This window comes from Shewanella sp. SM95 (assembly GCF_025653595.1).
Lineage (GTDB): Bacteria > Pseudomonadota > Gammaproteobacteria > Enterobacterales > Shewanellaceae > Shewanella > Shewanella oncorhynchi.
The window spans coordinates 102,461-116,408 of record NZ_JAKKSE010000003.1; the positions used below are offsets into that span (position 1 = coordinate 102,461).

At 46.2% G+C, this 13,948-nt stretch carries 11 protein-coding genes and 1 pseudogene; 4 read left to right on the forward strand and 8 right to left on the reverse strand.

Annotation, left to right across the window (positions count from 1 at the left end; translation table 11 throughout):
• The first annotated feature begins 136 nt into the window (after positions 1 to 136).
• The 4 genes and pseudogenes from L5M29_RS05780 to L5M29_RS05795 all read left to right on the forward strand — a co-directional run bounded on the left by L5M29_RS05780 (position 137) and on the right by L5M29_RS05795 (position 2,563).
• Positions 137 to 454: a DUF2007 domain-containing protein gene (locus tag L5M29_RS05780; protein ID WP_028761071.1), complete on the forward strand. Its 318-nt coding sequence runs from the start codon at positions 137 to 139 to the stop codon at positions 452 to 454.
• Positions 455 to 583: 129 nt separating this feature from the next.
• Positions 584 to 943 (forward strand): annotated as a pseudogene (locus tag L5M29_RS05785) (rhodanese-like domain-containing protein).
• A gap of 19 nt (positions 944 to 962) precedes the next feature.
• A complete protein-coding gene (locus L5M29_RS05790) occupies positions 963 to 1,874 on the forward strand; it encodes a bifunctional precorrin-2 dehydrogenase/sirohydrochlorin ferrochelatase (protein WP_263166681.1) in 912 nt (303 codons plus the stop codon).
• 143 nt (positions 1,875 to 2,017) lie between these two features.
• Positions 2,018 to 2,563, forward strand: coding sequence for a YaeQ family protein (locus tag L5M29_RS05795; RefSeq protein WP_113941666.1), 546 nt, complete (start codon positions 2,018 to 2,020; stop codon positions 2,561 to 2,563).
• 83 nt (positions 2,564 to 2,646) lie between these two features.
• On the opposite strand, the gene L5M29_RS05800 is transcribed toward L5M29_RS05795, so the two are convergent.
• From L5M29_RS05800 to L5M29_RS05835, 8 genes are all read right to left on the reverse strand, one after another.
• On the reverse strand, positions 2,647 to 5,103 hold the full coding sequence (locus tag L5M29_RS05800; RefSeq protein ID WP_263166684.1) for a S8 family serine peptidase: 2,457 nt from the start codon (positions 5,101 to 5,103) through the stop codon (positions 2,647 to 2,649).
• Between the two features lie 721 nt (positions 5,104 to 5,824).
• Positions 5,825 to 6,241 (reverse strand): rhodanese-like domain-containing protein, encoded by a 417-nt coding sequence (locus tag L5M29_RS05805; RefSeq protein WP_263166686.1) that lies wholly within the window; start codon positions 6,239 to 6,241, stop codon positions 5,825 to 5,827.
• Between the two features lie 109 nt (positions 6,242 to 6,350).
• Positions 6,351 to 6,563: a DUF2892 domain-containing protein gene (locus L5M29_RS05810; protein WP_006082265.1), complete on the reverse strand. Its 213-nt coding sequence runs from the start codon at positions 6,561 to 6,563 to the stop codon at positions 6,351 to 6,353.
• Positions 6,564 to 6,624: 61 nt separating this feature from the next.
• A complete protein-coding gene (locus tag L5M29_RS05815) occupies positions 6,625 to 9,855 on the reverse strand; it encodes an efflux RND transporter permease subunit (RefSeq protein ID WP_263166688.1) in 3,231 nt (1,076 codons plus the stop codon).
• Between the two features lie 36 nt (positions 9,856 to 9,891).
• Complete coding sequence (locus L5M29_RS05820; protein ID WP_212601835.1) at positions 9,892 to 10,905, reverse strand: efflux RND transporter periplasmic adaptor subunit; 1,014 nt, start codon at positions 10,903 to 10,905, stop codon at positions 9,892 to 9,894.
• Positions 10,906 to 11,081: 176 nt separating this feature from the next.
• Positions 11,082 to 11,798 (reverse strand): SIMPL domain-containing protein, encoded by a 717-nt coding sequence (locus L5M29_RS05825; protein ID WP_028761062.1) that lies wholly within the window; start codon positions 11,796 to 11,798, stop codon positions 11,082 to 11,084.
• A 143-nt stretch (positions 11,799 to 11,941) separates the two neighbouring features.
• Entirely contained in the window at positions 11,942 to 12,328 is a 387-nt protein-coding gene (locus tag L5M29_RS05830) for a VOC family protein (RefSeq protein WP_263166691.1), read from the reverse strand.
• Positions 12,329 to 12,431: 103 nt separating this feature from the next.
• A complete protein-coding gene (locus L5M29_RS05835; RefSeq protein WP_263139139.1) occupies positions 12,432 to 13,748 on the reverse strand; it encodes an OmpP1/FadL family transporter in 1,317 nt (438 codons plus the stop codon).
• Between the last annotated feature and the right edge of the window lie 200 nt (positions 13,749 to 13,948).

Genomic DNA, 13,948 nt, shown 5'->3' on the forward strand with positions numbered 1-13,948 from the left:
AGTCAGTTATGCTGTAAAAAGTGAATGTTAATTTATTTAACAACTGATGTAAAAATCAGCGCTCGACAGCCTCGGCTATTTAGCAGTAGGATGTCGGCAACCCATATTCCAGAGAGTTGTAGCCGTAGGATGTCGCATGGAAGAACGTAAAGTGTTAGTTGCTGGTGGTAATTTATTGCAGGCCCACACATGGAAAGGTTTATTGGAGGCCTGTGGCATTCATGTTGAACTCAGAGGTGAAGCGTTATTAGGCGGCATTGGTGAACTCCCTACTGGGATGCAAAACGTCGAGTTATGGGTAGGTGAGTCCCAATACGCGTCAGCACAAGTTCAATTGAATGCGTTGGATGTTGAAAGTCCGCAATGGCAGTGTGTGCAATGCCATGAGACTAATGAAGGCAGTTTTGAGCTTTGCTGGCAATGTAGCTCAGAGCGCAGCGAAAGCCACAACTAGCCTTTTCACTGGCAACCTTCTCAGCTTTGCGGTGAGGCTGAAAGATTGCGTCTGCAGGATGAGAAGATTACACTTGGCTGATAAGCTGACATTCATTATGTCATTCAATATCTTATCTAGGAGTTAGTGATGCAGCATCCCAATGCATTTTCCGCCCTTGTTGACGCTATTCTGCCTAATATCACTGAAGTGACAATCGAAGCATATCAGGCCGATGACCGCTGGCACCTTGTTGATGTGCGTGAGGATCGTGAGTGGCTGCAAGATCATTGACCCCAAGCGAAACATTTAAGCTGGGGTATTTTAGAGCGTGATATCGAAGCGCGTTTCCCCGATAAAAATACACCCATATTACTCTACTGCGCGGGTGGTGCGCGTTCCGCCTTGGCTGCCCATAATCTGCAACTTATGGGTTACGCCCACGTTGCCTCTATGATTGGTGGCTATAAGGGCTGGGTACAGCGTCAACTGCCAGTGGTGCAGGACTAAGCGTTCAGGATCTCATCTAATGCAATATTTTCCCTTGTTTGTCGATACGGTTAATTTGAATGTTCTACTGGTGGGCGCGGGCGATGTGGCGAGCCGTAAGTTAGCACTGCTGACACGTACTGAAGCCAATATCCACGTGGTAGCGCCAGAGGTGAACCTTGAAGTGCAACGTTATGCAGATGCTGGCCGCATTTTGTTATCCCAGCGTGAAGTCGTCCATGCCGACATTCAAAATTATGATTTGGTGTATTTAGCTACGGCAAACGACAGTCTTAATGCCGAGTTAGCGACCTTAGCTACCGCGCGTGGTATCTGGGTTAATGCCGTTGATAATCCCGCCTTTTGCCGCTTTATCACTCCTTCTATTGTGGATCGAGGTCGTTTAGTGGTCGCGATCAGCACTGCGGGCGCAGCGCCGGTATTTGCACGCACGATTCGCTCGCGTTTAGAATCTAGCCTACCGCAGTCACTCAAACCGTTATTCGATTTTGTCGCCGATAGACGCGTCGAAGTACAAGATAAGCTCGATTCAACCTCGAAACGCCGCTTATTTTGGGAGCGATTTTTCGATACCAATGGCGACCGTTTTGATAGTCGTACCACTGAGCATTACCATAATGCGTTTAATAACTTAGTCAGCCGCGGCGAAATCCTTTTGTTGGATGATACAACCTCTGTGGACTTACTGCCGCTCGCCGCCATGCCGCTATTGCAGCGCCTCGATTGTATATACAGCCAAGGTGATTTAAGCGTTGAACTCGCTGAACTTGTTCGCCGCGACGCAGATCGCGGTTTTTTACCCGCTTTCAGTGAGTTGAGTCAACAGTATGAGCTGGGTACGCGCATGCTACTGGTAGCGGATACGCAAAAAATCAGCTTGTTGAAAGCCCATTTCCCCATGGCTAAACATCTGCGACCCGGTGCGATTTAACCTTCTATTCGATTGCACTTTATGTTCGATTTCATGGGCGTATTCTATTGTTCGTTTGAGCTAATGCCGAGTCTCAGGTAGACTCGGCAGCCTTATTTTAGGATTTCGCTGTTTCAGGATTTCACTCTGCATTTAGGATGACTATGGCCCTCAAGGCGACCGTGTTTAAAGTCAATTTACAGATAGCCGATATGGATCGGAATTATTACCAAGACCATCAATTGACGCTTGCCCAGCATCCTTCCGAAACCGATGGCCGCATGATGGTGCGTTTACTCGCGTTTATTGTGAATGCCAGCGAAACCTTAAGTTTTAGTAAAGGTCTGTGCGTTGATGACGAGCCAGAGCTATGGGACAAAACCCTATCCGGTGAAATTGATCTGTGGGTTGAGTTTGGTCAGGCCGATGAAAAATGGCTGCGAAAGGCCAGCGGCCGTGCCAAAGTCGTGCAGCTCTTTACCTATGGTGGTCGCAGTGTACCGATTTGGTGGAAACAGAATCAGCAAGCGTTAGAGCGTTATCAGAATTTAAAAGTGTGGAATATTGCCGAAGAGTCCGTCACGGCGATGGAAGCCTTTGTTGGGCGTAATATGGCATTGCAAGTTTCGATTAGTGAAGGCCAAATTTGGTTATCGGATAATGAAACCAGCGTGTTGATTGAACCTGAAATCCTCAAAGATATTGAATAACATGTTTTGTAAAAAAAGAGCCTGCAATTGCAGGCTCTTTCCGTTTATCACTTTTAAGTATCAGTAAGAGTATCGATTTTGATTTATTTGAAGCTCAGTTCCCAGCTATCGATATAACCAGCATCACCACGGCCACTGTCTACGGCTTTTAACCTCCATACGCCGTTCGAATTCGCACCTGTCATATCTGCGGTATAGCTCTTATTGATATTGTCTGCACCAAGACCTGTGTTGTTATGCAGGGTAACCGTTTTTCCTGAAGGGCTGATCAGCTGCACTTTTAAGTCACCAATGTAAGGGTGGACTATGTTCACGACTGCAGTCACAGTACCTGAATCACCTGTGCGAGTAACCGTGATTGGGCTAGTGATCCCCGCCGCTTTGTTATCAGGAATATTATAGTTATCAGTATTGCTATAGCTCGTTGGCGTACCGCCGCCATTAGACGCTGTGTAGTTCGCCGTTAACGACACACCAGTGAAAGCCGAATCGCCTTTCACCATGGCATAGTAAGTGCCTGATTGTACGTTGGTGATTGGACAAGACTCACTATTGCCACTTTTATACGGACGGCAATCGTAATTAGTGGTGGTTGGCGCCGCGCCATATTGCACATACAAGTCCGCATCACCTGTGCCACCGTTCATCACAAAGCCTAGGTTAGTTGCACCTGCAGGAACCTCAAATGAAAAATGTAATTCTTCACCTGTTGCGCCTGCTAAACCTGTTTTCGCCACACCGTTCACCAGAACACTATCGCCCGGTTCGGTTGGATCGACAGGACCCGTTGGACCAGTACAAGATGCATCTAGGAAGGCTTTTGCTGCAACTGCATTAACTAAACCATAGCCATAGTAGTTGTCACGACCCGCAGTACCAAGATCTTCTGCAGTCATTTTCAATGCGTTACGGACTTGCGCCGCACTACATTCTGGGTGGTAGCTCCACACTAAGGTCGCAACACCTGACACATGCGGTGTCGCCATTGATGTACCGTTGTAGTACTCGTAATCTTTATTGCCTTGGTTGCTGACAGTGACTGTGGCGCCCAGTTGATTGCGCAGTGCTAAGCCTGTTGCACGATCAACAGATACAGAAACCATATTGATTTCGTTGTTAGCATCCACAAGGAAGGGGTTTTGTAAGCCGGGTAATGCCGCGTTACTGTAAACAATCGTCGCACTGGCACCCGCATTCTTACAGGCTTTAGCTGCGTTAATTTCAGGGTAGCTAGTGCCTTGATTACCAACACGTTCCACTAAACAAATCTTATTGGTCATGTTGCCGCAGTTGAAGCTTGTGCCGCTAACGGTACATTCTGCCAAAGTTGCAGTGCTGGTACCGTTAAATGGTGCGGGGACATAGCTGCCACCAGAGGATATCAGGCGATTGTGTGGCACGACACCTGAGTCAAAGTAAGACTGACTGCCGATAGTGATATCGGCTAAACGGCCTTCGCCACGGGTAACCGTCGATAGAACGGCTTCACCAGGGCCTGATATTTCCACTTGGTTAGTGTATTGGGAGAATGCTGAGTGGTCTTTATGGTTATCCACAGAGGCGACGGACATGACGCCATCGTAGGATGCTGGGTAGCTGTGAGTGCTATTCCCATCGTTACCCGCAGCAGCAATCAGGAGAACACCATTATTATAGTGGGCAGCCAGAGCGTTACGCTCAGTGGTACTAGAACCTGAACCACCTAAACTCATAGTGACAACATTGGCGCCGTTGGTGACACAAGTGTCTACGGCAGCGACTAAGGATGAAGAGTAGCCCCAGCCAGATTCATTAAACACTTTGATCACATGAATATTGGCATTTTGATTTGGCATAACGCCGATCACGCCATCATTGTTGGCGATCGCCGCAATCGTCCCCGCAACGTGGGTACCGTGGGCGTTATTATTGCCCGGCTCAAACCAGTTACCCGTGCCTGAGTTATTGGTCCCTGTGACATTGTTGCCACCTAAGTCACTGTGACTACGGTCGTAGCCTGAATCGATAATACAAATAGTGCGGTTGCCAGCTTGGCTGTCGCTTAACTGGGTTGCTCCTACAAAAGTTTGGCCCCAAGGCGTACTTTCACTTAGAAAGCGGCGTGGCATATCTTCTTCGACATATTCCACATCAGCACGGGTTTTTAAGGCATTGATCCCTTTGGCATCGAGTTTCACCGAGTAGCTGTTACTGCGGCCGATACGCTTCATTTCCTTCGCTTGTACTTTATTTAATGCGGTATGTTGGGCACTGATTTCAGCCATTTGTGGCTGATAATTCATTGTGGTTGGTAGCGTATCTGTTGTCGCGTCATTGAGTGACTGCAGATCACTCGTTGATTGCACACTATTGGCTGACATGATGGCCGTGGCATCAGTGTTTTTAAACTTCACAATGTAACGCTTTGGCAGTGGGGAGGTTTGTGCTTGTAATGCTGCGGCAAAACCTGGGACTTGTGGTGCAGCTTGTACACTGGCGGAGATCGCAATAGCTAAGCTTGAAAGGCTTAACGCTATTTTAGTGGTTCTGTTGATTGTCATGTTCTTCTTCCATGGTCAATTTAGTGTTAATCATTATTATTTTATGTTTCATAAGAATAACTACGACTCAGATGCTACTCGGTTAGTGAATTTATCTGCGACCACGTAATTTGTAAATCAATTGTTAACAGTATGGCGGTTGGTAAGTATTTAGATTTAATAGGCATTTATAGTGCATATAAATTCAAGCTGTAACGATTTGTAACCAAATTTTATTAAAATATTTGTTTTTTTATGTGATAAACGTGAATAAGTGAATACGAATTTACGACTTCATATGAGGGCTTTTGATTGATTTTACCGTTATCAATGCATTGAAATTTATATATATATTTTTTTGTAATTAAAAATAACAAAAACAAACTTTAAGTTTTCATCATAATGATAATATTTTCTCAAGTGATTGATTATGCGAAATTGTTGCAAAAGGCTGTCAATAGGGTGGCAGTTGCCAATTGATTGACTTTACTTAGGCTGTTTGGGAATACGGGTGTTACTTATTTTATAGAACTACTAAAAAATCCTGTGCTCTTTCGTCCACAATAAATCTGGTAAGAACCTATTAATCCACCCCTGCTTAATTTCGATATTTTATTTAGATAATAAAAAAGCGCCCTAGGGCGCTTTTAGTCGTTAAACCTTGAATGACTAGAGTTAGGTGACAGTATTTGAGTGATTTATCCTTACTTCCCCACACTAGAGCCAATTCGATGGTAGTAAATTACTTAGCGGGTGTTTTTTGCGCCTCAACTAAGGTGGAGTAACCGCCACCATTATAGGTTTGGGTGTATCCGGCAGCGACTAAGGCTTCGGTCGCAATACTGCTACGACGACCGCTACGGCAATACAAGATGACGGGAGCATCTTTGGCGATGCCACGCTTAGCAAACTCCTCTGTCACTTGCTCAAAGGGAATATTGACCGCATTGGCTAGATGACCTTCGGCAAACTCCTCAGGCGTTCTGACATCGAGCACCATAGCGCCTGCGGCAATTTTATCCCATGCGATTGCAGGATCTTGGTCGGCGGCGCTGGCTATCATGGGCATTAGCAGCAGTGGCATGAGTACCAGTGATTGCAGGCTTAATAGGGCTAAGCGCATTAGGCTTTGGCCACGGGTTACGAGGTTGTGGGTCACTTTATCTCTCCTTGATGGCTTTTTGGCACGCTTGTATTAGGCCAAGCGTGTACTTGCTCACCTAACTCTTATCTCTTATTTTAACTCTTAAGCAGTGACTGTATGTGGCTTAGCTTTGTTTAGCAATTTCAGCCTCTGATTTTACACCCAATTTTCGTAAAACCATGGCGGCAGGACAAAAACCGGTAAAAGCACTTTGGAATAGGTTAGCGCCAACAAATGCGGTTAACCAAAGAAAGTTGTGGTGCACATAGGCGGTTAACACCAGTGACAGTAACACCATAAATCCGGCAAAAGCCATAATACTGCGTTCTAATGACATACCTTACTCCTTGAAGCCATCTTGGTGATGGCCTTTGTTGTGGTTAATTTTGTGTTTGTGTTTATATCTGAACAGTATTCATACGGTTTTTCATGGCCGTGTAGTACAGCACAGGGATGACAACTAAGGTCAGTATGGTCGAGATAAAAATACCAAAGATCAGACTGATCGCTAAGCCATTGAAAATCGGATCATCAAGAATAAACAATGCCCCTATCATGGCTGCAAATGCAGTCAGCATGATAGGTTTAGCTCGCACGGCGCCAGAGTGGATCACTGCCCGCTCAAAGGGCACGCCGGATGCGGTTTCTTGATTAATAAAATCGACCAATAATATCGAGTTACGCACAATAATCCCCGCCAGCGCTATCATGCCTATCATGGACGTCGCGGTGAATTGCGCTCCGAGCAGGGCATGTCCAGGCATTACGCCAATCACAGTCAGTGGAATTGGCGCCATGATGATAAGCGGCACCAGATACGATCTAAACTGCGCGACCACCAATAAATAAATCGCAATCATACCGACCGCATAGGCGATACCCATGTCTCTAAAGGTTTCGTAGGTGATCTTCCATTCGCCATCCCAGAGCACGGCGACTGAGTCTAACCCTGTGGGTTGGTGAATATAATGCTGATCAAACCCTAAGCCATCGGCGCCATCGATTTTGCCCGCCATATCGAACATGCCGTAGAGCGGGCTGTCCAGTGGTCCCGACATATCGGCGACGACCATGATCATAGGGATCATATTCTTATGGATAATCGGTGCATCGATTTTGCCACGTTTGATGGTCACCAGCTCAGAGACTGGCACAGATTGCCCCGTTTGGCTCAGTAACTTCATATTCAGTACTTGCTCTAAATCGACTTTCGCGCCTTCGTTTAATTGTAGGCGGATCGGTATCGGTTGTTTTTGCTGGGCTTGATGTAAATAGCTCACATCTTTGCCGCCAACTGAGGTGGCAATCAAGTCGACAATATTGCTGTAGGGCACGGCCATCAGGCTGGCTTTACTGCGGTCGATCATCACTTGCCATTTTTGCTGGGCAGCGGGTAAGAAAATATCGATATCGACCACATCTTTGGTTTCATGGAACAGCGCCTGCATCTCATATGCGGCTTGCTCGCGAATAGCGGGACTTGGGCCATACACTTCTGCAACCAGCGGCGACCACACTGGCGGCCCTGGTGGCACTTCAACCACTTTGATATTGGCTTGATATTGCTCGCCAATTTGCTGCAGTTCGTCTCGCACCGATACCGCTATGCTGTGGCTGTCGCGCTTGCGGTGTTTCTTATCCACTAGGTTCACTTGGATGTCGCCAAGCTCTTGGCTGTGACGCAGGAAATAGTGGCGCACTAAGCCGTTAAAGTTCATTGGCGCGTTAGTGCCCGCATACAATTGTAGATGCTCGACCTCAGGGACGGTTGTTAGGTAGCGACTCAAATCCTGCAATACTCTTTGTGTTTGCTCTACGGGAGTGCCTTCTGGCATGTCCACCATCACTTGAAACTCGGACTTATTATCGAAGGGCAGCATTTTAAGCACCACGAGCTGACCGACAGGGAGCGCGACGGCGATGCCGATTAACACAAATACGCCGGCAGCCAGTCCCACTCTTGCCTTACGGGCATTTTTACCCAGCAGGAAAGGACCAATTAAGTGGGTGAAGAGACGCACCATCTTAGTTTCAGCTTCATCCTCGTGCGAGGCTTGGGTAGTATCGTGTTGGTCATTATGTTTCAGCAGTTTACGACTGAGCCAAGGAGTGACCACAAATGCCACTACGAGGGAAATTAACATGCCCATACTGGCGTTGATGGGGATCGGGCTCATGTAAGGCCCCATTAAGCCCGATACAAAAGCCATCGGCAGCAAGGCTGCGATAACAGTAAATGTCGCCAGAATCGTCGGGCCACCGACTTCATCGACCGCCACAGGAATAAGCTCGCTGAAGGAATTTTTGCCGAGCGCCATATGCCGGTGGATGTTTTCTACTACGACTATGGCATCGTCGACCAAGATGCCGATGGAGAAAATCAAGGCGAACAAGGACACGCGGTTTAAGGTAAATCCCCACGCCCAAGAGGCGAAAAGGGTGATCGCTAGCGTGATAATAATGGCCACGCCCACGACTAAGGATTCGCGTGCGCCCATGGTTAAAAAGACCAGCACGACTACGGCGCTGGTGGCAAAAATCAGTTTTAAAATAAGGGTGTTAGATTTATCCGCCGCGGTTTCGCCATAGTTACGTGACACTGTGACTTCGACATTCGCGGGGATCAACACATTGTCGACCTTAGCAATCCGCTCAATGACACTGTCGGCGATATCGACGGCATTTTGGCCCGCTTGTTTACCAATCGCGATGGTGACGGCGGGATAAATATCGGTTTTATCTGCGTGCCAAACGCTCTGTTTAGGGATATCACTTTTTAAGCTGATTTCGGCAATATCCGCCAAATAAATCGGAATAGTCTTGCCTTGTTTATCTTGATAGACACTGACGACTAATTGCTTGAGATCGTCGATGGATTGTAAAAACTGCCCAGCCTGAACTTTAATCTCTTGATTGCCTTGCACTAAGGATGCAGGCATAGAGACCATATTATTGTCATTCAGGCTTTGTCTTAACTTATCGTAGGTCAGATTAAAGCTGTTCATCTTGGCGGGATCGATACGTATGTTGGCCACCATATCGTGCTGGCCAACGGTATCGATTTCGCGAGTGCCGGGAATACGCTTAATTTCGGTTTCTAATCCAAGGGCGACATGGGTTAGCTGCTCAGCAGACACTTGCCTGTCCTTTGACCATAAGGTCAAACTGACAATGGGCACATCATCGATGCCGCGGGGTTTAATTAGCGGTTCACCCACGCCAGCGCCCCTTGGTAATTTATCCATGTTGGAATAAATCTGGTTGTATAGGCTGACGATGGCATCATTGCGCGCAACACCGACCTTAAAGATGACGATGATCAGCGCGCCATCGGGTTGGGAGAACGAGTACAGAGTATCTATGCCTTTGATTTCGGAGATCACTTGTTCCGCTGGCAGGGTGACTAAGTTTTCAACTTCCGTGGGTGTCGCGCCGGGAAAAGGGATAAACACATCGGCAAAGGTGACATCAATTTGTGGCTCTTCTTCTTTTGGTGTCACCAAAATGGCGAATAAGCCAAGTAAGAGCCCGAGAAGTGCTAATAACGGCGTGATGGCGCTATTTTGAAAGGCAGCGGCAATTCGTCCGGAAATCCCAAGTGTGGTTTGTGGTACTGGAGCATGTTTCATAAAACAACCTCGACAAAGCTTAAGTTGCTAGGGAATTTATTGCTTCTTGCTGAGCAACACTTGGTAGGCATCAACGGCCACCTTGTCACCCGACTTAAGGCCCGCAAGCACTTCTACTTCGCCATCTAAGGGCTCAGTGACACGGACTTGGGTCAGCACAAAGGCTTCGCCTTGTTTAAGGTAAACACTGCTCAGTTCGTTCATTGTGAGCAGTGCAGAGGCGGGCAGTTGGATTTTTTCCCGATCGCCATTTTTAAAGGAAGCTTTTGCCCAAGTACCGGGTTGAAGATTGGCTTCATTTTCTGGCAGATTAATTCGCACTTGATAACTGTGGCTGACAGGATCGGCGAAACTGAAAATCGTGAGGTCGGTTGAGGTGAACTCGCGCCCATCACTTAAACGGACGAGAAATTCGGGGGAATTTTTAAGTTGGTTAATGTAACGCTGTGGCACTTGGGTAATGGCGCGCATTTGACTCGCGGAAAACCCTGAAAGTAGTGCTTGTCCTGGGCTTACGGTTTCGCCAAGTTCGACAAAACGCTCAGTGACTATGCCACTAAAAGGCGCTGAAACGACAGTGTATTTTAGGGATTCGTTGGCTTTGATGACACGGGCTTGTGCTGCACTGACGGCTTGTTCTGTTGCTTTAGCATTGGCGGTGGCTTCATCCATCGCGCCCTTAGAAATCGCGCCTTGGGGAAATAGCTCTTTATAACGTTTGTATTGTGCCTGAGCTTCGACATTTAAAGCCTTCGCTTTGGCTAGATCAGCCTCAAAGCTTGCCAGTTCAGCGCCTTGCTCTTTACTGGTTATTTCTAGTAGGGCGGCTCCTTCGGGGACGACATCGTTAACATCGTAGTTGAGTTTAACAATACGACCAGAGGTTTGCGCCGATACCGTCGCTGCTTTTACTGCTTCAATGGTGGCGTCTAAGGTGACCCAATTCGGATAGGGTTTATTTAAGACTTCGATGGTTTCGACTGAGGCAGCCTGAGCTTGAGTACTGGAAAGTGCCAGCAGTAAGAAAAAAGCACGAGAAATTGATGTCATAACTTATATCACCCCAGATGTAATTTATGAGAAAATTCTAATGGAGTTGTTTTCAATAGGCAATCAATATTTATTAGAAAAATTTAATGTAGTGTTTTTACCTAATTTAGGAATAAGGAATAAGGCCTATAGCGCCTTATTCCTCGTGCTTCAGAGCTTCAAATTAAGCCTAAAATTTAGTCATTTAAATAATAGGTTAGTGTGGAAACGATGCGAATTTGTTTAATGTAAGGCGTGCTGCTGTCGCGGTCAGAAATAGTGAACTGGCCTTGACTCGCACTTTTAATTTTTCCGAGGCGAGAATCCGAATCCTTAGCAAATTTTTCAGCCACTTCGCGGGCATTTTGAGTCGCTTCTTGCACCATGATAGGTTTGACTGAGTTGAGATCGGTAAACAGAAACTCAGTGCGATTATCATAATCTTGGCTAGCGATCGCTATACCTTCTTTTACTAAGTTAATCATTTGCTTACGGGTGTTCAGCATGAGATCAATCTGTGGGGTATAAACCGATAGGTTCACTTTTGCCGAGTAACGGTATCTGACGTTGGGATCGACATAACCTTGGGCTTGGCGATCTTCAATTGAAGGCAAAGAGACAGTAATTTCGCTGTCGCTAAAGCCTTGTTCCTTTAAAAACGCTACAACACGATCGGTTTTTTGCTGAACCGTCTCGTAGAGTTTAGGCAGATTGTTATCGACCTCAGTGAAATTGATTGGCCAAATTGCCACATTGGCTTTAACTTCTTTTTCCGCTAAGCCCTTTACCGTGACAGTGCGTTCCATGGCTTTCATTTGCAATAGTGCTGAGCTTGCTGTCTGGCCTACATAAACAAGTCCAGCGCAAAGGAAACCACCTAACAGCAGGGCAGGAAGGATGTTACTTTTTTCCATAAAAAGAATCTCTTGATTAGATGAACTCAGTCTACGATACCGAATAAACCTCAGTTATGCACTGGGTTTATTCGGAATAGATGCCGCTTAAGGCAGAGGAGATTATGTTGAGAGATGAGTTTTGAAATATCTGTTTAAAGCATTTATTTTTCAGGAGGGATGGCGCTTGGCTGCCATAATTCGACTTTATTGCCATCAGGGTCAATAAACCAGCCAAAGCGGCCAAATTCTGAATCTTCAATATCACCAATCGGTTGACCGCCACCTTGCTCTACTTGTACGAGGGCTTGCTCTAAATCGTCAACGACAAAGTTGAACATAAACCCTTTATCTGAGGGGGCGAAATAGTCCGTGCTATGGGCGAAAGGGGTCCAAACATGGTAGCCAAGAGTTGATTTATCTGTGTGATAAAACGCGGCGCCGCCCCAGTTTTCAATGGGGACTTGAAGATGGGTTTTGTACCAAGTTGCCAAGGCAACGGGATCGACACTTTTAAAGAAAATTCCACCGAGTCCAATGACTTTAGCCATAGCCGTAGCTGCATTTACAGGAGTATGAATTAACTTTAGGCAATAAATGCTTAAGATACAAAAAAGCCGCAAAAAATGCGGCTTTTGGTGTTAGTAATTTATCTTAGAACTGGTAGCTGTATTGAACTGAGTAGTACATACCACTCGATTCAGTAATCGCATTAACAGGGCCTGCGATTGCGCTGTTTTCGATCAGGTGAACTTCTTCACCTTTAATATAAGCGATACCAAAGTCAACCGTGTTTTGTGGGTTGATGTGGTAGCTCATACCCGCTGTATACCAGTTACGGTCAGAGTCTGGGAATGAAATAGAGCTGATTTCGTCCACAACGCCTTGGTCATGCATATAACCCGCGCGCACGGTGAATTGTTCGTTGATTGTGTAAGTGCCACCTAGGCTGAATAACCATGAATCTTTCCATTGGTATTCTTTCAGAGCAACGTCGCCAGCTTGCAGTTGAGTACCTGCACCCGCTTGACCTGGAATAATAGTGGCTACGCCATCTTTAGCCGTGATTTGTTCAAAGTTGCTCCACTGGGTGTACTGCGCAGTGTAGTGCACTGCAAACTTAGGTGTGAGCTGATGGAAACCAGCAACTTGGAAAATATCCGCAAGGGGTACGTCTAAGCTGTCAAAGCTTGTCGCTAGTGCTGTTTTTGAACCTAAACCAACGGCAGATAGATCTTTAGTGCTGATCGTGTTGATATCACCTTTAACATTCACTGTTGGGCTGAAACGGTAGCTGATACCGAAACGATTGTCTTTATCTAACTCAATTGTGGCACCCACAATACCACCAAACGCCCAACCGTCAGCGTCGACGTCAACCAGAGGTGTCGCGCCCATGTTACGGGTTAAACGACCTTCACCGTAAATGGCATCAATACCAGCACCGATACTGAACATGTCATTAATACGGTATGAAAGGCTGGTGTTAAAGTTAACCGTTGTTACTTCTGTTTCGCCAAGCAGATCATAAGGTGCTTGTGAGCCTGCTGGTAAACTCTTTGAAAGTGAGCTGGCATCGGTACCGGTACCAAAGTTAGAGAAAGCGGCAAAACCTACGGCGAACTTATCGTCGATTGGGTGAATGTAGAAAATATTAGGGATAATTTTAGAGCTACCCGCGTCATCGATGCTGCCTAAGTCTACGCCACCGGCCTTAAAGTTAACGTCTTTAACATCAACAGTAATATCGGCATAAGTTAAGCCGAAGGAGATCGCATCTTTATCGAATAATGCCATAGCAGCAGGGTTACGTGATAACACAGAAGCGTTATCGGCAATAACCGCATCACCCGCAAATGCACGGCCCATACCAGTTGCTGATTGGCTGTTTAGTTGAAAACCTGAAGCTAAGGTTTGTGTGCTTGCTAATGCAACAGAAACGGCAATGAGTGTCTTGTTGAATGTTTTCATTATTATTCTCTCTATTTTTTATAAGTATTGGATTTTTATTCGGTCCTAGTCCGCCGAAAGTATTTAAATCCATTTATTAGTCTCCGGCATCTTATGGATTCAATGTACCCTCAACAAGTCCGACCAGAAGTGAAATATGTTAACTTTCAGTTAATTAAAAGTCTTTAAAACAAGAGTGATACTTTAGTATGCTTGAATGG

What these genes read in the sequence shown, in the direction of transcription:
- L5M29_RS05810 (WP_006082265.1), bottom strand. Translation starts at nt 6,563, where the DNA reads ATGTCATTAGAACGCAGTATTATGGCTTTTGCCGGATTTATGGTGTTA.
- L5M29_RS05815 (WP_263166688.1), bottom strand. Translation starts at nt 9,855, where the DNA reads ATGAAACATGCTCCAGTACCACAAACCACACTTGGGATTTCCGGACGA.
- L5M29_RS05800 (WP_263166684.1), bottom strand. Translation starts at nt 5,103, where the DNA reads ATGACAATCAACAGAACCACTAAAATAGCGTTAAGCCTTTCAAGCTTA.
- L5M29_RS05820 (WP_212601835.1), bottom strand. Translation starts at nt 10,905, where the DNA reads ATGACATCAATTTCTCGTGCTTTTTTCTTACTGCTGGCACTTTCCAGT.
- L5M29_RS05795 (WP_113941666.1), top strand. Translation starts at nt 2,018, where the DNA reads ATGGCCCTCAAGGCGACCGTGTTTAAAGTCAATTTACAGATAGCCGAT.
- L5M29_RS05830 (WP_263166691.1), bottom strand. Translation starts at nt 12,328, where the DNA reads ATGGCTAAAGTCATTGGACTCGGTGGAATTTTCTTTAAAAGTGTCGAT.
- L5M29_RS05825 (WP_028761062.1), bottom strand. Translation starts at nt 11,798, where the DNA reads ATGGAAAAAAGTAACATCCTTCCTGCCCTGCTGTTAGGTGGTTTCCTT.
- L5M29_RS05835 (WP_263139139.1), bottom strand. Translation starts at nt 13,748, where the DNA reads ATGAAAACATTCAACAAGACACTCATTGCCGTTTCTGTTGCATTAGCA.
- L5M29_RS05780 (WP_028761071.1), top strand. Translation starts at nt 137, where the DNA reads ATGGAAGAACGTAAAGTGTTAGTTGCTGGTGGTAATTTATTGCAGGCC.
- L5M29_RS05790 (WP_263166681.1), top strand. Translation starts at nt 963, where the DNA reads ATGCAATATTTTCCCTTGTTTGTCGATACGGTTAATTTGAATGTTCTA.